Raw genomic sequence first — 25,051 nt, 5'->3', positions numbered from 1 at the left:
ATACTATTGGCCTACGTCATCACGTAATCTAGCCTAAGCAACCTGATATAAGCACAAGTGGCCGTGTTCAGGTTGGTAAGTGACCTCGCATTAGCGTGGTTTATTTGAAAAAAGGAGGAATCGGATGAAAGCTGATAATAGCGAGTACTGGAAAGCGAATCTACGCTTGGTGTACTTTTGCCTAACGGTGTGGTTTATCGTGTCATTTGGTTGTGGACTACTGCTAGTCGACGTACTAAATAACTTCAGTCTTGGTGGCTACAAACTTGGTTTTTGGTTTGCACAGCAAGGCTCAATTTACGTTTTCTTATTCCTAGTTTTCTTTTATGCGTTCCGCATGAATCAACTAGATAAGAAGTTCGGCGTACAGGAGTAGGACGATAATCATGGAATTAAAAACATTAACGTACATTGTTGTCTTTGCAAGTTTCGCCCTTTACTTCGGTATTGCTTGGTGGGCTCGTGCGGCAACGACTAAAGAATTTTACGTCGCTGGCGCAGGTATTCACCCTGTACTAAATGGTATGGCTACTGCTGCTGATTGGATGAGTGCTGCATCTTTCATCTCAATGGCGGGTCTAATTGCTTTCTTGGGTTACGGTGGTTCTGTATTCCTAATGGGTTGGACAGGTGGTTACGTTCTACTAGCAATGCTTCTTGCTCCTTACTTACGTAAGCATGGTAAGTTCACGGTTCCTGAGTTCATCGGTGATCGTTACTACTCTAAGACAGCTCGTATCGTAGCGGTAGCATGTCTAATCATCGCTTCTTTGACTTATGTAATCGGTCAGATGAAAGGTGTTGGTGTTGCTTTCTCTCGTTTCTTAGAAGTTGATTATGACTTAGGTCTTTACATCGGAATGTTCGTTGTATGGGTTTATGCTGTTCTAGGTGGCATGAAAGGTATCACTTACACACAGATCGCTCAGTACTGTGTATTGATCTTTGCTTACACTGTTCCTGCTGTGTTTATCTCACTACAGTTAACAGGTAACCCTATTCCACAGATTGGTCTAGGTAGTAAGATGATTGGCGAAGAAGATATTTATCTTCTAGACAAGCTTGACCAAGTTCTAACGGACACTGGTTTTAAAGAGTACACAACTCAATCTTTGGGTAGTGGCTTGAATATGTTCGCTTACACACTATCTCTTATGATCGGTACTGCTGGTCTACCACACGTTATCATGCGTTTCTTCACAGTTCCGACTGTTAAAGATGCACGTTCTTCTGCTGGTTGGGCGCTAGTATTTATCGCTGCTCTATACACTGTTGCTCCTGCTGTTGGCGCGATGGCTCGTATGAACTTGATGACTACTTTGGTACCTGACACTGGTGCGCTTGAGTATGAAGCACGTCCACAGTGGTTCAAGAACTGGGAACAGACGGGTCTTCTTAAGTTTGAAGATAAGAATGGCGACGGTAAGATTCAGTACACTGCAGACAAAGAAACTAATGAAATGGTTAAGATTGACCGTGACATTATGGTATTGGCTAACCCTGAGATCGCACAACTACCTAACTGGGTAATTGCATTGATCGCAGCGGGTGGACTTGCAGCGGCACTATCTACGGCAGCTGGTTTGCTGTTGGCTATATCCTCATCTATCTCCCATGACTTAATGAAGGGAGTTCTCACGCCGAATCTGAGTGAGAAAAATGAGCTATTTGCCAGTCGACTGGTGATGACGGGTGCGATATTTGTGGCAGGTTATCTCGGGCTTAATCCCCCAGGATTCGCCGCAGGTACAGTTGCACTTGCATTCGGTCTAGCTGCTTCATCTATATTCCCTGCGCTTATGATGGGTATATTCTCGAAGCGCATCAGTAGCACAGCTGCTATCGCAGGTATGTTGTCTGGTATTGGTATTACATTGTTCTACGTATTCCAACACAAGGGAATTATGTTTATCCCGGGTACTTCGTTCCTAGGCGGAATGGAGCCAGATTGGTTCTTAGGTATCTCACCTAATGCCTTTGGTGCTGTTGGCGCAATCGTTAACTTCGCTGTTGCATTTGCAGTAACGAAGATGACTGGTCCAGCTCCTGCACACATTCAGGACATGGTTGATAACTTCCGTGTTCCGTCTGGTTCAGGTGCGGCAGACACATCTCACTAAGCTCTTTTAGTTTGATGACATAAAGAAAGGCTCCCTTATGGAGCCTTTCTTTTTTGTAGCTTTTATTCTCAAATCGTTACTACCTGCTATAATAAAGATTACTTAAAGAATTCAGGTATAAACGATGTCCGTTTTTATAGCCGCATTTATTGTATTTACATTGGTTGCCCTTGGCATGTCTGTTGGTGTGATCTTCAATAACCGCGAACTAAAAGGCAGTTGTGGTGGTTTGGGGAATATCCCAGGCCTCAGTAACGACTGCTCATGCTCTAACCCTTGCGACAAGAAAAAAGCGCGCATGGCTAAAGAACAATCTTCAGACGAAATTAAGGAGTCACCAATAGAGTTTCGTAAGCTATAAGTAGAACGCCTATTACCTATTATGGAGAGTCATCTATGCAGCAAGCACTTCACGTTAAAAACTATTTAAATCCTAAGTTCATCACGATTAAACCGGATCAATATATTACGGACGTCATTTTTGTCTTTAATAAACAAAAGATCTTCGCAGCTCCTGTGCTTGATGATCTCGGTAACTTGGTGGGCGTGCTCTCTGGTTCTGATTGCATTCGTGCGTCTATCGAAGGTAACTTTGACCTTAATAGTCACCTAACAGTCGCCGACATCATGTCTCGTGAAGTAAAGACGGTTGATTCTAACTACAGCATTCTTTTTATCGCTAAAGAGTTCATGAATACCCCTTATCGCTTCTTCCCAGTGATGGAAGATAACCGTGTGGTAGGTGTTATTTATCGTGGTGATATTTTGCGCGCCATTTCTGACGCAGCACTTAAGTAGACACATCTTATGACAATACGTACATTTGATGGCAAAACGCCAAAACTTAATGACTCCGCTTATGTAGATGAGTCTGCGGTAGTCATAGGTGATGTTGAAATTGGTGCTGACTCGTCAGTATGGCCGTGTACGGTCATCCGGGGTGATGTTAACTACATTCGTATTGGCGAGCGCACTAACGTTCAAGATGGTTCTGTGTTACATGTAGTACATGCTAGCCCTGAGTACACTCGTGAAGGTGGTGCAGCGCTTGTGATTGGCGATGACGTGACGGTGGGTCATAAAGCCATTCTCCACGCTTGTACGATTGGTAACCGCTGCCTGATCGGTATGGGTGCGATTGTTATGGATTATTCTGTGGTTGAAGATGACGTTATCATCGCTGCTGGTAGCATTGTACCTCCCGGCAAGACCTTAGAGTCGGGCCACTTATATCTTGGCAATCCAGCTAAGAAAAAACGCCCCTTAACTGACAAAGAACGTGAATTTCTTCCGTACTCTGCTCAGAATTACGTAAAACTATCTAAAAAGTTTTAATGATCTAGTCGTCAAATATCCGTACGTTTGGCGACTATTTGAACAAATAAGTCTATATATCATTCCATGTGTATTACTATGCTTTTAGCGCAGACTTGTATAAATTTTAGTAATCAAATCAATCACCAAAAATGATAAGACAAACGGTATTGGAAACTCTACTATTGCTAAGCTGTCGTTCAGTTTTACACGCTATTTGACAGAAATATCAAAGCCATGCCCCTTAATTTGAAAGTATTTGTTAAAAGTATAGGCAAAACTTCTAACAACACTCTACTTTCTCACAGTCACCTAGGCATGATTATTTTGATGTAACCATGCCTTAGCAAGGCCTGGATTTATCGTTAACACTTAACATTTAAGGTCCACCCCCACCATGAATGCTGTAGATAACATACCTGTACAAAATGATAACTTCATTAAGATCCTAATTGCTGATGACTCAAAGACTGAAAGAGCTCATCTTAGACAAGTATTACTTTCAGGTGGCTATGAAGTCATTACAGCTGACTCGGGCCAAGCAGCTCTTGAGTTGATGGATGCAGAAACACCAGACTTAGTGTTACTTGATATCATCATGGAAAATGGTGACGGCTATCAGACTTGCCGCAAGCTAAAAAGAAACCCTATGACCAAAGACATTCCTGTCGTGATGGTTACCAGCAAATCAAACGAAGTGGATCGTAAGTGGGCAATGAAGTTAGGTGCATCTGACTATATTACCAAACCTTACAATGACGATGAACTATTGCTACGCCTGAGTGCTCTTTAAATCTTATGAGTAATGAAGTTGAGTTACCGAGCGAAACCGCTCAAGAAAATGCTGCGTTCTACTACACGACTGCTGGCAATAATGTTTTATTAGAAAGCGACATAAAAACAGAAATAGTTGAGCAGCCTACTATCTTCCCTATGCCACATGCTTCAGCTTGGTGTAGCGGTTTGATTAGTCTACGTGGAAAGATTATTCCTTTGTTGGATATGGCGTTTATGCTTGAGTCTGAGCAGACGAATAAAACGCGTTGGCTGCTTATTTTAGAAGCGACACCGCTACCACCCATAGCCATCAAAATTGACTGCTTACCTTCACGTTTTAGTTACACAGGAGATGATGTAGTACCAATCGAGAATGAGCAACATCCGCACTGGCTGTTAGAAAAAGTAGAGACAGATGAATTGGCACTTTTTAAGGCTAATCACAGCGCTTTGTTTAATCAGCTGATTGCCGAAAATACGGCACGCACTATTGCACAAAATATTGAAAATACAATCCAGCAAGACACTTTAGAGGATGAGGCATGAGTACCAAGCTTAACCAAGACGTTAAAAGTGGCGCTTCGTCGATAGGAACACGTGTCGCATTGTTTGTGACTGCACCGCTATTAGTATTGCTAGTAATTAGCGCAATTGGCTTCTATGTAATCAACGACACAACTACGTCATTGGCGAAGTTCAATACCGAGACTCACAAAATTGAAAAAACGACAACGGTGATTAAGTCGCTAGAGTCTAATATCATCAACTCACTATCTAGCCTTGAAGATACGGATATTTTATATAGCAAAGTGCTAAGCACTGTTTCGGCTAATGTTGAACTATTTAACAATGACTGGAATAGCTACCTATTGTCTGGAAGCTTAGATAATGAAGCTAGAACCAAGCAAATAAAGGATGATAAGTCTTCGCTCGACTATAACTTAGCGAACTTTCAGCAGACGCTAGGTAAGCAGCAAGGCAAAATAGTCGACATTGATGAGCTAAAAAACACACTTACTGAGCTTGCAATACAGCTAAGAAATGCACTTGATAAAGAGATTGTTAACAGCATTAAAGAAACAACCAACACATACACTCAATCAAAGGATGAAATAGGTCTTTGGACAAAGGCTATTGGCGCTATTATTGTGATTGGTTTGATCTTAATCCTTCTTGCAGGGATGCTGTTTAACAAGTCTATTTCTCGCCCTGTTAGACACTTAACTAGCGTTATCGATGAGCTATCTAAAGGCAATACTCAAGCTCGCTCACGCTTGACAGGTAACGATGAGCTTACCCGACTTGGTAAGACGTTTAACCTAATGATGAATGACCGCGAGGCACTGCAAAGCCAAGTAGATAAAGATAACGAAGCGATTAACCATTCGGTATTTTCACTACTTGACGCCGTATCTGACTTAAGTGAGCGTGACTTGACGGTACGTGCACGGGTTACTGAAGATGCGACAGGGCCACTGGCTGATGCGATTAATCAGCTTGCTGAAGACACGACTGAAGTACTTGAAGAAGTAAAGTTGATCGCTATGTCGGTAGAACAAACGTCTGCTTCAGTAAATGACCGATCTCAAGCGGTCAACAAGCTCGCGACAGCCGAGCAGGAAGAAGCCAAAGAAACGGCAAAGCAGATTGAAAGTATCCGTTTACGTCTTGCTACTATTGCTCAGTCTGCAATAGAGACTAACGATATTGCAGGAAAAACGTCTGGCGCTACTCAGGAAGCTTATCAATCGGTATCTCGCTCTAGAAATAGTATTGGTGAGATCAGAAATACTGTTCAAGATACGGGTAAGCGTATTAAACGACTGGGTGAGCGTTCTCAAGAGATCAGTTACATCACCGACATCATTAACGGTATCGCAGAGCGTACGACAGTGCTGGCACTTAATGCGAACATGCAGGCAATGGCCGCTGGGGACGCGGGTAAAGGGTTTTCTGTTATCGCCGATGAGATTCAACGACTGGCAGAATCGTCACGTGAGTCTACAGAGCAGATCACGCAGCTCGTTAAAAATATTCAGCAAGAAACAACCTCTACTATTGCCACCATGGATCACACCATCGAACAAGTTGTTCAAGGTGCTGCGCTAGCCGATGAAGCCACTAACCAGATGCAACAAACACTAGATGCAACCAACAAGCTGACGTTATCGGTTAACGACATCGCGAATGCGTCAAAAGAGCAGATGGAAATGAGTGACACCTTGCAGGCCCGTGCTTCACGCATCATGGAAACAACTAATGCAACAGGTCAAGAGATGAGCTTGCTAGCACAGCTAACGGAAGACATGTCTCAGTATGCAAAACAGCTGGTTAAGTCGGTTAACGTATTCAAATTGAAACCTTAATGGCTATCACATTTAACGAGAGAGATAACCATGTTGGATAATAGACAGGAAGTCGCAGACGAGTTGGAAGATGTTGCACTACAATTGGCAGATCGCAGCATGCAAGCTGAAGTGGTTGACGCCTTGGAAAGCCAAGCGCTAGCAAATGATATGATTGCTGAGTTTGAACGGATTCAACTGGTTGGCGAGATGATGGAATTTGCGTCTTTGAATGCGATTGGTGGGTGGTTAACAACTAACGCTCAACAAGCATCTGATAAACCAAAAGTCATGGCGCAATTGCAAAATGAAGGTCACTTTTTTCAATGGGCTGAATTTTTGGCGTCTAACATTCGTCAACAAGACTCTTCTTTACTGCCTCTGCTCAGTGAAGCGCTACAACATGAAGATTGGCCGGTAGCGATGCCCGTTGATACGTTAGAAAGCGTGTTGCTATCGCTTATGCCTAGCAAGACAGACGAAGCAACAGAAACGACCCTATCTTTTGATGATACAGAAAATGAGGTTATTGCAACGCCTATTCCTGAGATTGAGGTTGAGCCTGCAAATACTAGTCAATATACGATCCAATGGGATGATGATGTCCACCCTGAAATATTAACTGCATTTCTTTCTGACACACCCGACCAAATTACAGAGTCTACCGCCCTCATCCACAAGATTGCGGCTGGTAATGCGACTCAAGACGAACATAAGCTTGCAGCCCGTTTAACACATACCATTAAAGGTGCTAGTGGTGTGGTAGGTGTTACCTCACTGATTGCTTTCACTCATCAGTTAGAAGAGATTTTAGAGTATTCGGTTGATCGTAGCTTATCGCCAGATAATCAAGAGCTGCTGTCATTATCGGCTGACTGCCTTGATGACATGGGCCAAGCTATGCTTAACCAGAAGCCGCTGCCTGCACAGTTTGAATCGCTATTGAGTCAGCTTGAAACCACTGCTATTCAACTTAATAGCGGTGTAGAGCCAAGTCACTTCGGTAACGATGATGAGCTAGACGATACGGATGAAGAAATCACCTTTGATGCACCGCCGGTAAAAGCACCCGTAGTAAAGAAAGTGATAAAGGGCCCTGACCCACTCGCCCTTACTTCTGAGTTGCTGACATCCCAAGAGCTATTTTCAGCGGGTGCGATACAAGCACAGAGACCTGCACGTAGCCTTGGGAATGAGCCGACCATGCGTGTACCGATCAGTTTGATCGATGACCTACTTAACCTTGCTGAAGAACTTGTTACTTCAACCAGCCAAGTAAGCGACAACATCAAAGACATGTTAGCTCAAAGCCAAAACTTGAAAAAAGATGGCGACCGTACTGATGATAATATGGCAGAGCTTGAAAAAGCGATCGACTTACAATTTAAACAAGTTCAAAAACAAAGTGAAGATAACCCTGAGTATGATGAGCTAGAGCTTGAGGTTTATAACGAACTACACAGCACCTACGGAATACTCGGTGAGACACTCGGTGACTCGCGTGAGCTACAGCGCTCGTTACAGCAGAGCTTGCGCCAGCTAAATGACAAACTTCACTCGCATCAGCGCATTAACCGTGAGCTAAATGCGACCATAATAAATACACGGATGGAGTCACTAGAGTCGTTGACGCCACGCCTTGAACGTATCGTCCGTGAAACGTGTAGGAGCACCGGTAAAAAGGCCACACTAAATATTGTCGGCAGTAATCTTGCGGTAGATACCGATATATTGAAAGGTCTGACTGACCCGCTACTTCACCTGCTAAGGAACTCGGTTGATCACGGTATCGAAACGATTGAAGAGCGTAAAAAACAGTCTAAAGATGACACGGGTAAAATTGAGGTAAGCTTTAAGCAGGAAGGTCGGTACGTCATTATGACACTGACTGATGATGGCTCAGGTATTGACGCTGACTCAGTCTATAAACGTGCACTTGCGCAAAACTTAGTAACTAAAGAGCAAGTACTCACTGATACTGAGAAGCTTGAGCTGATTTTATTAGCAGGCTTATCGACACGTGACGTTGTTAGTAATATTTCTGGACGTGGTGTTGGATTGGACGTCGTCCAAGATGCTGTATCACGCCTACGTGGATCATTATCAATTGAATCTACTCCCGCCAAAGGAACGACCATTAGTATTCGCCTACCCTTAACCTTGGTAGCAGCAAATACTATTATGGTAAAAATTACTGAAAATACGGTGGCGATTCCTGTCGATAGTATTGATCGCTTACACACTATTAACTCAGGCGACCTGCTTTCTGATAATGATCACTTTTCAGTACTTATCAGTAACCGCTCCTATGAAGTGATTCAGCTATCAGACCTGTTAGGCTGGGGTAACCCTAGACCAGAGCTCACTGAGAGCTACCCTGTTATATTGGTTACAGATAGACAGAAGTACTATGCACTCATTGTCGATAGCGTACTTCAACCAAGAGAAGTGGTTGTAAAATCACTCGCACCTTGGCTAAGTAATGTAGATGGTTTAAATGGAGCCTGCTTGTTGAGTGATGGTGCGGTGGCTGCGGTACTTGATTTACCACGTCTGTTGCAAAACTTATCTGACTCAACACGCTCGGCTTATGAAGACATTCAGCAGAAGGTTTCTGATGAATCTGTCGTAATGGTGGTTGATGACTCCTTAAGTAACCGTAAGGCATTGAGTATTACCGCACAGCAATTGGGGTATACAACGGTAACCGCAGTTGATGGGCAAGATGCACTAGAGCAAATGCAGGACAACATACCTGATTTGATCTTGAGTGATTTGGAAATGCCCCGTGTAAATGGCTTGGAGCTGGCTAAGGCTATACGCGCTGATGAATCACTCGCACACATCCCATTTGTAATGATTACCTCCCGCGCAACTAATAAACACCGTAAGCAGGCACAAATCGCAGGTGCAAATGACTATCTAATTAAGCCTGTCGATCGTGAAACACTTCAAAACCATATAGAAAAGTGGTTAAAATAGGTCCATGACTAAAATTAGAGAAACACACTCAATAAAAATCTGTTTCGTCGGGCTACCGCTCGCCGATCAGGCTACCTTTGAACGTGTCATAAGTTTTTGTAAAGCGCGTGGGCAGAATTTTGAAATCACGCTTAATCCAAGTCAATCCAATGTTTTGATTACGGATGATGATGAAAGCAATTTAAAAACAGCTCGCCAACTACAAAGCAAAAACTTACTGCTTGTTGTTAGTAATAATAAGACCTGTACTGAAGGTGATGTGCAAGTGCAGCGCCCATTACTAGTGACGCGTGTCATGCGTACGATGGAGTCTCTACCTGCTGGTCAATTAGTGACAACTAAGGTGAATGACACAGCAGTGCAAGCACCCTCACCTGCTACGAGTGCTCATGCGGAGTTATCTAGCGAGACGTCAGCGATTGATGCTTCAAATGAAGTACAAACTGCTGCTGAAGCTGTTCTAGAAAAAGCGGCGATAACGGCAGTAAAGCCTTTCGTTGAGCCAAACCCAACAAGCACAGAAGCAAGCAAAAGCTATCTCGCTTTAGTCATTGATGATAGCGCTGCTATACGAAAGCAGCTGGAACTTGAACTTAGAAGTGCTGGTTTACGCTGTGACTTTGCTGAAAGTGGTGAGCAAGCCTTAGAGAAGATTGGTGGTACGACCTACGACCTAGTATTTCTAGACATAATGATGCCTGGTATTGATGGTTATGAAACCTGTGGCAAAATTCGCAAAGACCCTCGCTACAAAAAAACCCCAGTCGTTATGCTCAGTGGAAAAACATCGCCGCTAGATGAAGTTAAAGGTGTAATTGCAGGTGCCTCTACATATCTAACAAAACCTGTTAAGCCAGATCAGTTCCAACGAGTGACAGGACGTATTATCAATTGGTTAAATGAGTTCCGTTAATCAAAAAACAGTATGAACTTTCACATAGCACTTTCGTGCTTGTGTACTTATATATAATTTATACTAAGTATCTATTAATACGGTTTTCATTAGTTTAACGGCTCTTTATGCTTAAAAATTCACTATAAACCTAAAAATAGACTAAAGTCTAGTAACGGAGAGTCCTGCAAATCCATACTATGTTCTTATTTGAATTTCACTTAAATTTGTAATTAAAATGTATGTTAGACAGTAGTGGCTACTCGTGTACATAACTTCCAATTACAAGTCTTTACAAGGAGGATCATATTAATGTCTGATAAAACATTCCCAGTTTCTAAGGAATTTGCAGATCAAGCTCACATCAACCATGCAAAGTATGAAGAAATGTATGCACGGTCTATCAACGACCCTGATGCATTCTGGGCTGAGCAAGCAAATGAATACGTTACTTGGTTTAAACCTTGGAAAAAAACTGTCGACTGGAGCTTTGCTCAAGCAGACTTACACATCAACTGGTTTACTGAAGCTAAGCTAAATGTTTCATACAACTGTATTGATCGTCATCTAGAAAAACGCGGCGACCAGACTGCCATCATTTGGGAAGGCGACTCTCCAGAAGATACACGTCTAATCAGCTACCGCGAACTACACAAAGAAGTATGTCAGCTTGCTAACGTCCTGAAAGAAAGAGGCGTTAAAAAAGGCGATCGTGTTTCTCTTTACATGCCAATGATTCCTGAAGCAACGTTTGCAATGCTTGCTTGTACACGTATTGGTGCTGTGCACTCAATCGTGTTTGGTGGATTCTCACCTGAAGCACTGTCTAGTCGTATTCAAGATTCTGATTGCTCTGTTGTCATTACAGCTGACCAATCGATGCGTGGTGGCAAGCGTGTTCCGCTTAAAGCTAATGCAGATGTTGCACTTAAAACCTGCCCTTCGGTACATACATGTATCGTGGTTAAGCGTGGTGGCGACCCTATCGAATGGACTGAAGGCCGTGACGTTTGGTACCACGACGAAGTCGCTAAGGCGAGTGTTGACTGTGAGCCTGAGCAAATGGACTCAGAAGATCCGTTATTCATTCTTTATACCTCTGGCTCGACAGGTACTCCAAAAGGCGTGCTACACACCACTGGTGGTTACCTAGTACAAGCGGCAATGTCGCACAAGACTGTATTTGATTATAAAGACGGCGATGTGTACTGGTGTACAGCTGACGTTGGTTGGGTAACAGGACATACTTATATCGTTTATGGGCCACTGACTAACGGTGCGACTACTGTTATGTTTGAAGGTATCCCAAGCTACCCTGATATGTCTCGTTTCTGGCAGATCATTGATAAGCATCAAGTAAATATCTTTTACACAGCACCGACAGCGATTCGTTCATTAATGGCTGCGGGTAATGAGCCTGTTGAAAAGACATCTCGTGCAAGCTTACGTGTACTAGGTACCGTAGGTGAGCCGATCAATCCTGAAGCATGGGATTGGTACCACAATGTGATTGGTGGCGGCCGTTGCCCTATCGTTGATACATGGTGGCAGACAGAAACAGGTGGTCACATGATGACGCCACTACCGGGTGTTAACGACCTTAAGCCAGGTTCTGCTATGCAGCCGTTCTTTGGTGTTAGCCCAGTACTACTAGATGATGAAGGTAATGTAATCGAAGGTAACCCTGCTGCGGGTAACTTGGCGATTGATCGCCCTTGGCCTGGTGCTATCCGTGGTGTTTATGGTGACCCTAAGCGTTTTTACGAGACATACTTTGCTATGTTCCCGGGTTACTACTTTACGGGTGACGGCGCACGTCGTGACGAAGATGGCCATTACTGGATCACTGGTCGTGTAGATGACGTACTAAACATCTCTGGTCACCGCCTAGGTACTGCTGAAATTGAAGCGGCACTTGGCTTGCACCCTAAAGTTGCTGAAGCTGCGGTTGTTGGCTACCCGCACGATCTAACAGGACAAGGTATTTATGCTTATGTCACTCCTATGAACGGAGAAGTTGGAACGGATGAGCTTAAAGCTGAGTTAATCGCGACAGTACGTAAAGAGATTGGTCCGATCGCTAAGGTTAATATCATTCAGTGGTCACCAGGCCTACCAAAAACTCGCTCTGGTAAAATCATGCGTCGTATTTTGCGTAAGATTGCGACGAATGAAATTGATAGCATGGGTGATACATCAACACTCGCTGAGCCATCAGTGGTTGATGACCTTGTGGCGCATCGCGAAAACACTTAAACCGTTACACTAGTTTAATTAGTTCTATCAAAGCCAGCAGGGTTTCTCTGCTGGCTTTTTTATTGCGTCAAAAATGCTAAAAACTGCTGATAGTTACTTAGTAAATAGCGAACTAACAATCGTTGTATTTACATTATGACGTTAGATTTATAGCAGATCATGTAACTTAATGATCGGTATACTAAATAAACTCGGCATTTTTAGTCATCTAGTTTATTCTAAGATTACTAATCCCCTGAAATTTAGCATTACGAGATCATGTTGAAAAAACTCTTTAACCTCACCATTTGGGCCATCGTCGTCTTAGTTGTTCTATTTATTACTAAGCCATACCTTAAAGGCTGGTTACTAGAAGGCCAGACTGAACCTAGAGCGGTGACTGACCGTGGACAGTTACTTAGCGATGAAGAAAACACCATTAAGATTTTTGAGGATACGAGCCCCTCAGTAGTATTTATTAACACGCAAGATACACAGCTAAATGCATGGACTCGTACGGTAAGCGAAACACCACTTGGTTCTGGCTCAGGTTTTATTTGGGATAAACGCGGTCACGTGGTCACTAACTACCATGTCATACAAAACTCATCATCAGCCACGGTGCGACTATCGGACCACAGAACCTATAAAGCGATTTTAGTCGGTGCTAGCCCACGACATGATATTGCGGTACTCAAAATCAATGTTCCGATCGACAGCCCTAAGCCCGTTCCTATTGGCACGAGTAATGACTTGAAAGTGGGCCAAAGTATTTATGCGATTGGTAACCCTTTTGGTCTAGACCACACGCTGACAACAGGGATTATTTCAGCCCTAGGTCGTTCCATTGACAGTGAAGCGGGTGGACAGATTGAAAACTTGATTCAAGTCGATGCCGCGATAAACCCCGGTAACTCCGGTGGGCCGTTAATTGATAGTGCAGGACGATTGATCGGGATTAATACCGCTATTTATAGTCCTTCTGGCTCTTCATCAGGCATTGGATTCTCTATCCCCGTTGATAATGTCAATCGTGTCGTGCCACAACTGATTGCGAAAGGCCGTTATATTCGCCCAGTACTTGGGTTAAATATTGACGAGCACTCCAACCGAATTATTAGTAAAGAGTATGGCGTGGAAGGTGTCGCTATTTTGGGCGTCGCAGAAGGCAGTGGTGCTGATTCTGCTGGCTTAATCGGCATCTCGTATGTGAACGATGAATACGTCCTTGGTGATGTGATTCAAGAGTTTGATGATCGAACAGTGACAACGGTTGCCGACTTATTAGATATCTTAGACGAGTATGAAGCTGGCCAGTCGGTGAACTTAACCATTCTTAGAGGTAACCGGCAGATTAATGTAAGCGTGTTGTTAACATCACCCAAATCCTAAAAGACAAAGAAGTTACTCATAAAAAAGGCTGCAACCAATGTTATTGGTGCAGCCTTTTTCTTAAGCGTTAAAGCTTACTTACCATCATCTGTAGTCGTTGTTGTAGTTGTTGTACCACTATCGTCATTATTATCATCTGCAACCTTATAGATAAGACCACCAACTAATAACGCACCAGCAACCTTAGCTGCTGTAGCACCGATACCACCACCTGTACGTGCATAACCAGCACCACGAACAGATGTGTTAGCGTAACCGTTGTTTGCAGCATAAGCGCCATTACGGCCAGCTGTAGATGTTACATAAGAGTGACTACCTGACATGCCATTGTGAGCGTGACCAGAGTTACCAGCATGACGGTGAGTTACCGTCTGGCCAGTTGTGCTACGACTATGTCCATGATCGTGAGCAACTGCATGAGAGCCTTGACCACAATTAGCACAAGAAGCTTGCTGGTACTGACCACCCTGAACGTTGTAGCTTGAGTTGCCTTGGTATGCACGATTAGCTTGGTTAGCATAAGCACCGTTGTGAGCAGCCATACCGTTGTATGAATTACCTTTAACGCCTGAACTGGTGCAACCTGCTGTGAATAAAATTGCAGAAATCGCCATTATTGAAGGAACTGTCTTAATCATTGTATCTCCTTGGAGCATTAGACTTATTATTTACTTGTTTATAGGAACCAACCAGATTCGGCTGGAGCCGATTAGTATCTCGGTATAAAGCTGATCTATAGGTGATTCTGATTTAAGCAAGATTAGGTCACAATGCTATGGCGGATTAACGGTAGACTTTAAGAGATAGTATCCCTGAAAATAATATGTCAGATACAAAAAAGCCCGACAAGTCGGGCTTTTTTGATCAACAATCAAACAGATTTAGATACGCGCAACGCCTGAATCTCTAGCCGCTTGAGCTACTGCTGCTGGGATACGCTCGCCTAGACGTGGATCTAGTGGTGTAGGAATGATGTACTCCTTACCAAATGACATTTCAGTCTTACCGTAAGCATCCATAACAGACTGTGGAACAGGTTCCATTGTTAGTTCTGTCAGTGCCTTAACTACCGCAATCTTCATTTCCATGTTGATGTCGCTTGCACGAACATCTAGTGCACCACGGAAGATGAATGGGAAACAAAGTACATTGTTAACCTGATTTGGGTAATCACTACGGCCAGTCGCCATGATTAGGTCATCACGTGTCGCATTAGCCAACTCTGGAGCAATCTCAGGGTTAGGGTTAGACAATGCAAAGACAACTGGATTTGGAGCCATAGACTTCAACATATCAACAGTCATTAGGTCAGGACCAGACAAACCAATGAATACATCAGCGCCGTCACAAGCATCCGCTAGTGTACGCTTATCAGTTGTTACTGCTGCTGCTTGCTTCTCTTTAGTCAGACCTTCACGACCCGTGTGAATCACACCCTTACGATCGATCATGTAGATGTTTTCGCTATTAGCGCCCATACCTACAAGTAGGTTTACAGATGCAATACCTGCTGCACCAGCACCTAGACAAACGATTTTAGCATCTTCAAGTTTCTTACCTTGAAGCTTAAGTGCATTCATCATGCCCGCTGCAATAATGATAGCAGTACCGTGCTGGTCATCATGGAATACAGGGATATCTAGTGTCTCTTTCAAGCGCTGCTCAATCTCGAAACAACGTGGTGCTGCGATATCTTCTAAGTTGATTCCACCAAACGTGTCAGCAATGTTTGTAACCGTTTTAATGAACTCTTCAGTATCTGTAGTGCTTACTTCGATATCAAATACATCAATGTCAGCAAAGCGCTTGAACAATACGCCTTTACCTTCCATTACAGGCTTACCCGCTAGTGCGCCGATATTACCTAAACCCAGCACAGCCGTTCCATCAGTAATAACAGCAACTAAGTTGCCCTTACCTGTGTACTTGTAAGCATCATCTGGATTTTTTTCAATTTCTTTACACGGCTCTGCAACACCCGGAGAATAAGCAAGCGATAGATCGTATTGTGTCGCAGTTGGCTTAGTAATATTTACTTCCAACTTCCCTGGCTTAGGCTCAGCATGATACTGCAGTGCAGCATCTCTCAATTCTGACATAGTAATTCTCTCTAGTGTTTTCCAACAGACTTTTAAGTAGTTATATGTACAACTACGGATACAGCGATACAATTTAACACGGTGGAAACCACATTTGCTAGTTTCTCCGTGTCTAATAAAGAATATTAACTTACATACTAGAAAAGATATGGTCAACCTAAACCTACGTTTTATCAGCTATTTTTCTTTGCACTGCCGCTAATGACCCTCTCAATATGTTCAATTCTGACTCATCCATTTCCGCCCTTGAGAAGAACCTACGTAGTTTCAACATTAACTGACCGGGGTGCTGTTTATTCACAAACTCTACTTCATTTAGCACCTGCTCTAACGTCACATAGAAGTTTTCTTTTTGCTCAACACTTGGGAATGTTCTGTCTAAGCTTGGTTCGACGGGGTTATCCATCTGCTTTCGTAACTCATAGCAGAGTATCTGAACTGCTGAGGCAAGATTTAGAGAACTGTAGTCAGGATTCGCAGGAATGGTGACTCGGTAGTGTGCGAGCTGAATATCATCATTATGTAAGCCCATTCTTTCAGGGCCAAATACTAATGCTACCGGCTTTTTTGAGGCCACTTTCATCAACTGAATTGCCGACTGCTCAGGGTCTAAAACAGGTAAATCAAAAGTGCGCGGACGCGCCGTGCATGCAATGACTAATTCGCAGTCATTAACCGCTTCGTACAGAGAACCAACAACTTTAGCGTTTTCGAGTAAATCTTCGGCACTGCTGGCCATTTTATTTGCTTCTTCGGACGGATAATCTCTAGGATTAACAAGCACTAACTCACTCAAACCCATTGTTTTCATGGCACGAATAGTTGAGCCAATATTACCCGCATGATAAGTGCGGACTAATACAATACGAATATTTTCTAACATGCTATTCATCACCCTAAGACAGCAAAACGGGTGATTGTAGAGACTATTAATATAGAAACCAAGATTGAAGATTGCTGCTAGTCATAATAACTAGGCTGATATTTTTACTTATCTAGGCTTAAATAGTTCTCAATACCCTTAATCTTATCTTCGGGGTGATGATTGACATATAAGACCGACGTCTCACTCCCCGCACAAATCTTCTCAATAAGTGCTAATACCAACTGGCGATTCATATCATCCAGACCCAAGCACGGCTCATCTAATATCAACAACGGTGGATGCTTAACCATCGCTCGTGCAATCAACAATAAACGCTGATCACCATAAGACAGTTTATTAAACGGCTGGTCAGCGCGATCACTCATACCTAGTAACGCTAACCACTCATTAGCAATCTGCTTCTGACGGTCACTGCTATTACTGTACAAACCGATACTGTCGTAAAAGCCGGAGATAATGACGTTACGCAAGTTAGTGCTAACGCGGTATTCCCATTGCAGTGCCGTTGATACATAACCAATGAACTGCTTAATTTGCCAAATGCTTTCGCCACTACCGCGTTTAAAACCAAACACGAAAATATCATTCACATAACACTGCGGGTGATCACCTGTAATCAGAGCTAACAAACCTGTTTTACCACTGCCGTTTGGTCCACTGAGTTGCCAGTGTTCGTTTGGCTTTATTGTCCAATTCAAATCACTAAAAATCACCGTTTCATCATACTTGATCGAGGTATCAGTCAAGCGCACTAAAGGCTGCTCAGGGTCTAGCGCAGGTAACGCTGACTCCTTATCTACCGGCGGTATCTCAAGCTCTGTGGTCTTTAGGTGTAGTAATTGATACAAGGCTTCATAAGCAGCCTTATCACTCACTTGAATTTGATGAGATAGCGAGCCATCTTCAACATAAGCAATGTCAGTAATAAACGATGGACGCTCATCAAAGCGGTTAAGCACTACTAACATTTGGGTAGTATTACTCAGTGCTTCGAGATGAGCTTGTAGCAGGCTGTGCATTTCAGCATCTAACCCATCAAACGGCTCGTCAAGAATCAATAAATCAGGCTTGCTCGATAACGCACGAATCAACATCACCTTGCGTGACTCACCCGTTGATAGCTTTCTAAAGGCTCGATCTAGCAACTCTGTGAGACCGAATTTTTCAACCAAGCTTTCAGCTAAGGACTTATCAGCACAGTCGTTATAAATCATCTCATGAACAGGTGTTCCTTCTGAGATGACGTCCATAATGTCCGCATCATCTTTTTTCAGCTCTTGTGCAATGAGTTCTGCTTGCGCTTCAAATGACACCAAGCCGACGCGCTTAGGTGTGCCATTTAAGTTGCCAGAGATAATGTCACCGTAACCTGCTAACACAGCCACTAGTGCTGACTTCCCTGCTCCGTTTGTACCAGTAATCATCCAATGCTGATTTGGAGTAATTACCCAGTCGATGTTATCGAGCTGGAAACGCTCGTCGAAGTTGACGGTAAGGTTATTAAGGTGGATTTTTGAGCCGAACGAAGTCGTGTTATTCATTAAAGTCTAGGAGGTATTTATCAAATTTGAATATTATAGCCTTCATCTAGTTTAGGCGCTGCATAATTACCAAGATTGAACAACAGAGAAACTAACTGTTTAAATTTCCCAATGTGATAGAGCCCTTATCAATCAGTTAAAAAGCTCACAGGAGAATACGAATTCTCCGCCCATAAGGTAAAATCTAAATCACTTTATTAGCCTTTGATTGCCCATTACGCAAGCCTGTTTCAGTTAGTGGAATTGCTTTATTACATTTTTTTCTTAACACTTTTATCGCTTGATTAGCTAATGCATTAATTAAATCATTGTTAGCTGCTTTCACATAAGCTATGTCTGGGGATTCATCGTGAGTTGAGTATAAAGTAGTATTTTTATGCATACTCCATAACTCAAGACCATCCACAACTCCTTTATTGGGTAAAACGCAACGGCAGCATCTTCCGCTAGTAGATGAAAAAGAAATCACTTTAACCTCACAACCATATATATTTTTGGTTAATTTTTCCTCAACACAAAAACTTGAAGCAAGCAATCCATCTGCCATAAAAGAAAGATCATCATTGCTATACGATGAATTTGAAATATGATTGTATTGAAATGTATCTACTGATTGGTTGTAAGACTTTCCTGTAATGAAATCGTAGCAATAAGAAATAATGTTTATGTTTTCTTCTCTAAAAAATAGATTCTGGATATACCATAAACGGTAGAAAGGTGTACCGTCTTTTAACTTTCTAAAAGTTGCTATATTGCTCCCTATCTCATTACCAGCAGCTCTCAGACCAGTGGCTTGAGTTGTATCATCTAAAGACCTACTCGTAGATTGCAAAAAACCCCAACTAGGAATCACAGGGTAAAATGGAGAGGAATCCATGATTCTTTTGCTCGGCTTAAGTTTTGAGTCAACACAGGGATAAAACTCGTCAACTTCCTCTATCTCATCTAACCTTTCTGCTTCGTCATTAAAGTGCTCCTCAAGAATCTTGCCCTCTAACGCCCTCATGTCATACCAGAACATATCTAAAATATCGTCACTAGATATTCTATTATTTAATATATTCTCCTGCTCATAGTAAAGGTGATCAATTTCCGACTGATAAGTTTCCTTCTCTAGCACCTCACTCCTCAAATTTTCGGAAACACCCTGTTCTTTTGCATTGAAAAAAATACCAATAAGCAAAGGTAGAACAAAAGCAGCCCACAACTGTGCGTAAAGAGATAAAATTAAAGTCGGGATAACCAAAACAAAGAAGAGTTTCTTTAAGAAATTAAAAGAATTGACTTCTTCCTGCAGGAAGTTAATTTTTGGCTCTTTTAGCTTTATCATATCTCGTTGATAAGAACCTAACTTGCTCCCCCTTTTGTATGGGCGATAAAAGAAGTACCACTTTTCCCTTTCTCTTTCGCCCCATTCAGGGTTGTTTTTTAGTTCATCACAAAAAATTAGCTTACTTTTAGATTCATCATCAAAGCATTTATAGTCATGTATATCACTAGGTTGACCACTTAGAATAAACAGACCATCACTACCTATCAAATCACTCATAAGTCGAAACATAGCTTATTGATTTAATTAAAGCTTTAGAGTTTTTCGAGAAAAATCTCAGCTTACTGATAAGTTCAGCATGTTCGTTAGGTATATCCAAACTCATTGAGCTTTGAACTTCCCTCATTTTTTGCCTCAACTTTCTTGTTGGTATATGTTTTTCTGAGTTTTCGTAGAAAATTATCAACCATAAAACTTTAGCTATACCGTTATGTTCGGTACTTTCTAAAGTATTTAGGTGATCATAAAAGTTTTTGACATCAAGCTCCGAAAGTCCTCTTAAATTCTCTTCTTCTAAGATTGCTGCTGAAATTCTTGCCAGTTGATTATCTGGAGTATCTTGCTTGTAAGCTAGCAGCTCATACTCACCATTAGCTTGCAAAGTTGGTGCATTAGCTGCCGTAGAAACAGCGTCATCAATGGTTAAATGACGGTTATCTGGAGAGAATGAAAATTGATTTCCATCAATTTTAACATCTCCCGATGTACCTGAAATATTGAATACTGGGGCGTTGTAATTTACTGTTTCTGGGGCTTTATCAACCTTTTCTGCCTCCCCAACTGTCATTACTTGCAAATACTCAAGAACCTGTCGATAGTTGTCACCATTAATTAGCTTTAGTAAACGGGTGTTATCAAGATAGCAGTGTTCTTCGTTATAATAAGTGAAGTCATTAACTTTAAATTCTTCTACTTTAGTACGACAAGATGACCCTGTGAGTAAAATAACCAAGTCATACTTTTCTTTTCTAAACCAATCTGTTTTTTCAAATTTAGCTACACATTCACGAATCTCAGCACGTGTCAAACTAGACTTGACTTGTACACAAAGTCTTTGAGATGTATCAAATAAATCAATTGCTGGTTCATTCACTTTGCTAGCACTTTGATAGTTATTATTTGAACTCAATCGGTTTAACAATCCTCGGTAGACCTCTTCTGAGGATTTCGCATGATTTAACCTAGCAAGCTTATTCGTTGTTTTTATTTTTTCTGAGTAAGTTATCAAAAGGTCAATACATAGCTCATAACAGCTATCATAATTTAGCTTATCCACAGTTACTGCTCCTGATAGGAGCTGAGACGAAAAAAGCTACCTCTTTTACAAATTTCATGCATTTATTCCTTGATTCCATTGTACTGAATATACACATTACTACGGAGAAGAATCAATCATTAACAAATGTACTTTGGGCTGGAGTAATAGAATAAGCGCAACAAGCACTGATCGAGAATTGAGTTACGGAGAAATAATTCATTTGATGGTTATGAGGCAAGTTCATCTTACCAGCAGAGCATTAGCAGCAAAAAAGGCCGCTGCAAAACACTATAAATTCTGTGACCCACCCGACAAACCATAGACACTCTCAATTAGTTTCCACTACTAATATAATAGCTAATGGAGTCTCATAGATTTCATCAAAAAAAAGGCCGAGAGCAAGTCTCGGCCTTCTTAATATCTAGTAGTCAGCAAACAACTACCAAGACTGCAAACTACACAATCTTCTTCATGTCAGCCATGTGGCCACGAAGAGTCGCACCAATTGCTTCTACTGGGTGGCTGCGTAGCGCTTCGTTAACTTCGATCAAACGAGCGTTATCAACACCAGTATCGTCAAGGCTTAGGCCTTTACCGATAACATCAGTCTTGATGCCTTTCATGAAGTCTTCTAGTAATGGTACGCAAGCGTGGTTGTATAGGTAGCAACCGTACTCAGCCGTATCAGAAATAGTCGCGTTCATTTCGTAAAGCTTCTTACGAGCAATAGTGTTAGCGATCAATGGTGTCTCGTGTAGTGACTCGTAGTATGCAGAATCAGCGATGATGCCAGCAGCAGTCATCGTCTCAAACGCAAGCTCAACACCCGCTTTAACCATAGCAACCATCAAGATACCGTTGTCAAAGTACTCTTGCTCAGAGATCTCAACATCACCAGCAGGCATCTTTTCGAAGTTAGTATGAGCAGTCTCTTCTCTCCAGCCTAGTAAGTTAACGTCGTCGTTAGCCCAATCTTCCATCATCACACGTGAGAAAGTACCATCGATAATGTCATCTTGGTGCTTGTTGTAAAGTGGACGCATGATCAACTTCAACTCTTCAGAAAGGTCGAATGCTTTGATCTTTGCAGGGTTAGACAAACGATCCAACATGTTTGTAACACCACCGTACTTAAGTGCTTCAGTGATTGTTTCCCAACCGTACTGAATCAACTTAGACGCGTAACCTGCATCCATACCTTCTTCAACCATCTTGTCGAAGCAAAGGATAGAGCCTGTCTGTAGCATACCGCAAAGAATCGTCTGCTCACCCATAAGGTCAGACTTAACTTCAGCGATGAATGAAGACATTAGAACGCCGGCTTTGTGTCCACCAGTACCAACGGCATAAGCCTTAGCTAGTGCAAGACCTTCACCCTTAGGATCATTATCTTCGTGTACAGCGATCAGTGTTGGAACACCAAAACCACGAACATACTCAGCACGTACTTCAGAACCTGGGCACTTAGGTGCAACCATGATTACTGTTAGATCTTCACGAATCTTCATGCCTTCTTCAACTATGTTGAAACCGTGAGAGTAAGCAAGACATGCGTCTTTCTTCATCAACGGCATAACCGCATTAACTACTGGCGTGTGCTGCTTGTCTGGCGTCAAGTTTAGTACAACATCAGCTGTAGGGATTAGCTCTTCATACGTACCAACAGTGAAACCGTTCTCAGAAGCATTCTTCCAAGACTGACGCTTCTCAGCGATAGCTGCTGCACGTAGTGTGTAAGATACATCTAGACCACTATCACGTAAGTTAAGACCTTGGTTAAGGCCCTGTGCGCCACAACCAATAATGACAAGCTTCTTGCCTTTAAGTGCTTCTACGCCTTCTGAAAACTCAGAAGAATCCATGAAGCGGCATTTCGCCAATTGCTCAAGTTGCTCACGTAGTGGCAAAGTGTTGAAGTAGTTGTTAGACATAAAAATTTCCGTGTGTGGGATGTATCAAAAATGTAGAGCGCAGTTTATCGGATGCTTAGCATTTCGTAAATTGATATAAATGAAATACTACGTTTCAATAAATGCAAAACTATTATTATTCTAGTGCTGGTCGACTATCGGCCATGATTCTATCTAACCGTATCTGCGCTTGCTTGGTATTTACTAAGTCGTGGGATTCGATCATCTCGCACTCGTCCATTACCATTTCAGCAATGGTGGATGGGTAATAGCGACAGTCATCAGGCCGATCGTAGTATATAGCACACGTGTAAACAGGTGAATCAGGTGCTTTCTCTAACCACGGACATCGTTCTATGAGCTTGCCTGTTTCAGGGCTGACCCAAAGTTCGTGGTTTCTCACGTACTCTGCTATCTCTGGCTTGAACACTTCCCAGTACTTTACTTCTTCTTCGGAGGCAGACAGTTGCCCGTTACTGTATTTAATGCAGCACTTGCCACACGAATTACACTCTTTCATAGTCTCGACCTATTGATCAGCCATCACCTCATTAATCGAGTGAATAAAACTGACCCTCTCTTGTTCTCAAAAATTATGTGTTATGGGGTTCTAGGTGCAAACATAATGATGGCCATGCCAATCAATGCAACTGAGCCACCGACAACATCCCACATTGTTGGCTTTATACCGTCAACCACCCAAAGCCAGAGTAGCGCTACAAAAATATAGACACCACCGTATGCTGCATAAATGCGGCCGCTAGCGTCAGGGTGAAGTGTTAATAACCATGCAAATAGTGCAAGGCTTAACGCAGCTGGGATAAGCAGCATCATGCTCTTGTCATGCTTAAGCCATAAGTAAGGCAAGTAACACCCAACAATCTCTGCGATAGCTGTCACTGCAAAAAGAGCGATGGTCTTAAGTTCAAACATAAAACTCCTTACCGCTACGCGATTGCACAACAGGCTAATTTAATTAGCGATACATTATACACATCACATAAAGAGAATACTCAGTTACTATTACAGTATGAATACACGCTACCTAAAACACTTTTTAGCTCTCTCAGAAAGCCTTCACTTTGGCCAAGCAAGTGAGGCTTGTCATATTAGTATCTCCGCCCTGTCTCGTAATATTAGACACTTAGAAAAAGAACTAGGTGTGGTGTTATTTAACAGAGATAACCGAACTGTTGCGCTAACCGATGCGGGGTTGAAGTTTGTTCAATATGCCCGCGAAGCAAGTTCGCAGTGGCAAATGATACAAACGGAGTTAACCGATGATAGCAACGAGTTACATGGGGAGATTAGCCTGTATTGCTCCGTCACCGCGTCTTACAGTGTTTTGTTTAAGCTATTAAACCGTTTTCGTCCCAACTTCCCCGGAATTGAAATCAAGCTTCACACTGGGTCGCCAGATTTGGCGGTTAAACGTATTGCTGCGGCTAATGAAGATATTTGTATTGCAGCACGTCCAAATACTTTACCGAAAAGTGTAATTTTCAAACCGTTGATGGTGACACCTTTGGTTTTTATTATTCCAGTAGAGTTGCCTGAAAACACCCATGATATCCCCATGAACGAACCTACTTCCGCTGAAGCATGGTCAAACGTGCCAATGGTACTATCAGAAACGGGGATCGCTAGAAACCGTGTGGACGACTGGTTTAGAGATATGGGCGTCAAACCACGAATTTATGCGCAAGTTGAAGGCTACGAGGCTATCGTAAGCATGGTGAGTCTGGGGCTGGGTGTCGGTGTTGTGCCGAAGATCGTGTTGGATAATAGCCCACTACTGAAACGTATCAGGGTATTGGAAGTCGCTTCTGAACTTGAAGCATTTGATGTTGGGCTATTCACGCTTAAACGAAACTTGAATAACCCATTAGTTGAGGCGTTTTGGAGTACGGTTGATTGAAGTAATACTTAGTCACTTAACCCTAGAATAGGATCACTAAGAAAACTGGAAA

At 42.5% G+C, this 25,051-nt stretch carries 22 protein-coding genes; 13 read left to right on the top strand and 9 right to left on the bottom strand.

The features are described 5' to 3' along the window. Window positions 1-124 precede the first annotated feature (124 nt). From DKT75_RS18445 to DKT75_RS18390, 12 genes are all read left to right on the top strand, one after another. A complete protein-coding gene (locus tag DKT75_RS18445; protein WP_109825559.1) occupies window positions 125-376 on the top strand; it encodes a DUF4212 domain-containing protein in 252 nt (83 codons plus the stop codon). Between the two features lie 10 nt (window positions 377-386). Further along, entirely contained in the window at window positions 387-2,120 is a 1,734-nt protein-coding gene (locus DKT75_RS18440; protein ID WP_211665490.1) for a sodium:solute symporter family protein, read from the top strand. 124 nt (window positions 2,121-2,244) lie between these two features. Further along, window positions 2,245-2,481 carry a (Na+)-NQR maturation NqrM gene (gene nqrM, locus DKT75_RS18435; RefSeq protein ID WP_109825555.1) on the top strand — a complete coding sequence of 79 codons (237 nt, stop codon included), beginning with the start codon at window positions 2,245-2,247 and terminating at the stop codon, window positions 2,479-2,481. 35 nt (window positions 2,482-2,516) lie between these two features. Next, window positions 2,517-2,918: a CBS domain-containing protein gene (locus DKT75_RS18430; RefSeq protein WP_109825553.1), complete on the top strand. Its 402-nt coding sequence runs from the start codon at window positions 2,517-2,519 to the stop codon at window positions 2,916-2,918. Between the two features lie 9 nt (window positions 2,919-2,927). Beyond that, window positions 2,928-3,455: a gamma carbonic anhydrase family protein gene (locus tag DKT75_RS18425; RefSeq protein ID WP_109825551.1), complete on the top strand. Its 528-nt coding sequence runs from the start codon at window positions 2,928-2,930 to the stop codon at window positions 3,453-3,455. A gap of 376 nt (window positions 3,456-3,831) precedes the next feature. Then, on the top strand, window positions 3,832-4,227 hold the full coding sequence (locus tag DKT75_RS18420; protein WP_109825549.1) for a response regulator: 396 nt from the start codon (window positions 3,832-3,834) through the stop codon (window positions 4,225-4,227). A gap of 5 nt (window positions 4,228-4,232) precedes the next feature. Then, complete coding sequence (locus DKT75_RS18415) at window positions 4,233-4,757, top strand: chemotaxis protein CheW (protein WP_109825547.1); 525 nt, start codon at window positions 4,233-4,235, stop codon at window positions 4,755-4,757. After that, entirely contained in the window at window positions 4,754-6,577 is a 1,824-nt protein-coding gene (locus DKT75_RS18410) for a methyl-accepting chemotaxis protein (protein WP_109825545.1), read from the top strand. Before DKT75_RS18415 ends, DKT75_RS18410 begins: the two co-directional genes overlap by 4 nt. 30 nt (window positions 6,578-6,607) lie before the next feature. Next, window positions 6,608-9,538 carry a hybrid sensor histidine kinase/response regulator gene (locus DKT75_RS18405; protein WP_109825543.1) on the top strand — a complete coding sequence of 977 codons (2,931 nt, stop codon included), beginning with the start codon at window positions 6,608-6,610 and terminating at the stop codon, window positions 9,536-9,538. 4 nt (window positions 9,539-9,542) lie between these two features. Next, on the top strand, window positions 9,543-10,451 hold the full coding sequence (locus tag DKT75_RS18400; RefSeq protein ID WP_211665489.1) for a response regulator: 909 nt from the start codon (window positions 9,543-9,545) through the stop codon (window positions 10,449-10,451). A gap of 291 nt (window positions 10,452-10,742) precedes the next feature. After that, entirely contained in the window at window positions 10,743-12,686 is a 1,944-nt protein-coding gene (gene acs, locus DKT75_RS18395) for an acetate--CoA ligase (RefSeq protein ID WP_109825541.1), read from the top strand. A gap of 258 nt (window positions 12,687-12,944) precedes the next feature. After that, the gene (locus DKT75_RS18390) at window positions 12,945-14,057 is read left to right on the top strand and encodes a S1C family serine protease (RefSeq protein WP_109825539.1); all 1,113 of its coding nucleotides are present in this window, start codon (window positions 12,945-12,947) and stop codon (window positions 14,055-14,057) included. Between the two features lie 74 nt (window positions 14,058-14,131). Here the strand turns inward: DKT75_RS18390 and DKT75_RS18385 are convergent, their stop codons facing one another. From DKT75_RS18385 to DKT75_RS18345, 9 genes are all read right to left on the bottom strand, one after another. Then, window positions 14,132-14,695 carry a hypothetical protein gene (locus tag DKT75_RS18385; protein WP_109825537.1) on the bottom strand — a complete coding sequence of 188 codons (564 nt, stop codon included), beginning with the start codon at window positions 14,693-14,695 and terminating at the stop codon, window positions 14,132-14,134. Window positions 14,696-14,938: 243 nt separating this feature from the next. After that, complete coding sequence (locus DKT75_RS18380) at window positions 14,939-16,156, bottom strand: malic enzyme-like NAD(P)-binding protein (protein WP_109825535.1); 1,218 nt, start codon at window positions 16,154-16,156, stop codon at window positions 14,939-14,941. A 163-nt stretch (window positions 16,157-16,319) separates the two neighbouring features. Continuing rightward, window positions 16,320-17,039, bottom strand: a complete 720-nt coding sequence (locus tag DKT75_RS18375) for an RNA methyltransferase (RefSeq protein ID WP_109825533.1) — start codon at window positions 17,037-17,039, stop codon at window positions 16,320-16,322. Between the two features lie 104 nt (window positions 17,040-17,143). Beyond that, complete coding sequence (modF, locus tag DKT75_RS18370) at window positions 17,144-18,583, bottom strand: molybdate ABC transporter ATP-binding protein ModF (protein ID WP_109825531.1); 1,440 nt, start codon at window positions 18,581-18,583, stop codon at window positions 17,144-17,146. A 184-nt stretch (window positions 18,584-18,767) separates the two neighbouring features. Next, window positions 18,768-20,132 carry a hypothetical protein gene (locus tag DKT75_RS18365; protein WP_109825529.1) on the bottom strand — a complete coding sequence of 455 codons (1,365 nt, stop codon included), beginning with the start codon at window positions 20,130-20,132 and terminating at the stop codon, window positions 18,768-18,770. Further along, on the bottom strand, window positions 20,125-21,189 hold the full coding sequence (locus tag DKT75_RS18360) for an SMEK domain-containing protein (RefSeq protein WP_109825526.1): 1,065 nt from the start codon (window positions 21,187-21,189) through the stop codon (window positions 20,125-20,127). Before DKT75_RS18360 ends, DKT75_RS18365 begins: the two co-directional genes overlap by 8 nt. Before the next feature lie 437 nt (window positions 21,190-21,626). After that, entirely contained in the window at window positions 21,627-23,102 is a 1,476-nt protein-coding gene (ilvC, locus tag DKT75_RS18355; RefSeq protein WP_109825524.1) for a ketol-acid reductoisomerase, read from the bottom strand. 115 nt (window positions 23,103-23,217) lie between these two features. After that, on the bottom strand, window positions 23,218-23,601 hold the full coding sequence (locus DKT75_RS18350) for a YkgJ family cysteine cluster protein (RefSeq protein WP_109825522.1): 384 nt from the start codon (window positions 23,599-23,601) through the stop codon (window positions 23,218-23,220). 80 nt (window positions 23,602-23,681) lie between these two features. Further along, on the bottom strand, window positions 23,682-24,014 hold the full coding sequence (locus DKT75_RS18345) for a YnfA family protein (protein ID WP_109825520.1): 333 nt from the start codon (window positions 24,012-24,014) through the stop codon (window positions 23,682-23,684). A 97-nt stretch (window positions 24,015-24,111) separates the two neighbouring features. On the opposite strand from DKT75_RS18345, the gene ilvY reads away from it, so the two are divergent. After that, window positions 24,112-24,999 carry an HTH-type transcriptional activator IlvY gene (ilvY, locus tag DKT75_RS18340; RefSeq protein WP_109825518.1) on the top strand — a complete coding sequence of 296 codons (888 nt, stop codon included), beginning with the start codon at window positions 24,112-24,114 and terminating at the stop codon, window positions 24,997-24,999. Window positions 25,000-25,051: the final 52 nt, after the last annotated feature.

The organism is Leucothrix arctica, assembly GCF_003172895.1.
GTDB lineage: Bacteria > Pseudomonadota > Gammaproteobacteria > Thiotrichales > Thiotrichaceae > Leucothrix > Leucothrix arctica.
The sequence above is the reverse complement of the archived record's forward strand: the minus strand, read 5'-3'. Positions and strand labels throughout refer to the sequence as shown.

What these genes read in the sequence shown, in the direction of transcription:
- DKT75_RS18445 (WP_109825559.1), top strand. Translation starts at nt 125, where the DNA reads ATGAAAGCTGATAATAGCGAGTACTGGAAAGCGAATCTACGCTTGGTG.
- DKT75_RS18440 (WP_211665490.1), top strand. Translation starts at nt 387, where the DNA reads ATGGAATTAAAAACATTAACGTACATTGTTGTCTTTGCAAGTTTCGCC.
- nqrM (WP_109825555.1), top strand. Translation starts at nt 2,245, where the DNA reads ATGTCCGTTTTTATAGCCGCATTTATTGTATTTACATTGGTTGCCCTT.
- DKT75_RS18430 (WP_109825553.1), top strand. Translation starts at nt 2,517, where the DNA reads ATGCAGCAAGCACTTCACGTTAAAAACTATTTAAATCCTAAGTTCATC.
- DKT75_RS18425 (WP_109825551.1), top strand. Translation starts at nt 2,928, where the DNA reads ATGACAATACGTACATTTGATGGCAAAACGCCAAAACTTAATGACTCC.
- DKT75_RS18420 (WP_109825549.1), top strand. Translation starts at nt 3,832, where the DNA reads ATGAATGCTGTAGATAACATACCTGTACAAAATGATAACTTCATTAAG.
- DKT75_RS18415 (WP_109825547.1), top strand. Translation starts at nt 4,233, where the DNA reads ATGAGTAATGAAGTTGAGTTACCGAGCGAAACCGCTCAAGAAAATGCT.
- DKT75_RS18410 (WP_109825545.1), top strand. Translation starts at nt 4,754, where the DNA reads ATGAGTACCAAGCTTAACCAAGACGTTAAAAGTGGCGCTTCGTCGATA.
- DKT75_RS18405 (WP_109825543.1), top strand. Translation starts at nt 6,608, where the DNA reads ATGTTGGATAATAGACAGGAAGTCGCAGACGAGTTGGAAGATGTTGCA.
- DKT75_RS18400 (WP_211665489.1), top strand. Translation starts at nt 9,543, where the DNA reads ATGACTAAAATTAGAGAAACACACTCAATAAAAATCTGTTTCGTCGGG.
- acs (WP_109825541.1), top strand. Translation starts at nt 10,743, where the DNA reads ATGTCTGATAAAACATTCCCAGTTTCTAAGGAATTTGCAGATCAAGCT.
- DKT75_RS18390 (WP_109825539.1), top strand. Translation starts at nt 12,945, where the DNA reads ATGTTGAAAAAACTCTTTAACCTCACCATTTGGGCCATCGTCGTCTTA.
- DKT75_RS18385 (WP_109825537.1), bottom strand. Translation starts at nt 14,695, where the DNA reads ATGATTAAGACAGTTCCTTCAATAATGGCGATTTCTGCAATTTTATTC.
- DKT75_RS18380 (WP_109825535.1), bottom strand. Translation starts at nt 16,156, where the DNA reads ATGTCAGAATTGAGAGATGCTGCACTGCAGTATCATGCTGAGCCTAAG.
- DKT75_RS18375 (WP_109825533.1), bottom strand. Translation starts at nt 17,039, where the DNA reads ATGTTAGAAAATATTCGTATTGTATTAGTCCGCACTTATCATGCGGGT.
- modF (WP_109825531.1), bottom strand. Translation starts at nt 18,583, where the DNA reads ATGAATAACACGACTTCGTTCGGCTCAAAAATCCACCTTAATAACCTT.
- DKT75_RS18365 (WP_109825529.1), bottom strand. Translation starts at nt 20,132, where the DNA reads ATGAGTGATTTGATAGGTAGTGATGGTCTGTTTATTCTAAGTGGTCAA.
- ilvC (WP_109825524.1), bottom strand. Translation starts at nt 23,102, where the DNA reads ATGTCTAACAACTACTTCAACACTTTGCCACTACGTGAGCAACTTGAG.
- DKT75_RS18350 (WP_109825522.1), bottom strand. Translation starts at nt 23,601, where the DNA reads ATGAAAGAGTGTAATTCGTGTGGCAAGTGCTGCATTAAATACAGTAAC.
- DKT75_RS18345 (WP_109825520.1), bottom strand. Translation starts at nt 24,014, where the DNA reads ATGTTTGAACTTAAGACCATCGCTCTTTTTGCAGTGACAGCTATCGCA.
- ilvY (WP_109825518.1), top strand. Translation starts at nt 24,112, where the DNA reads ATGAATACACGCTACCTAAAACACTTTTTAGCTCTCTCAGAAAGCCTT.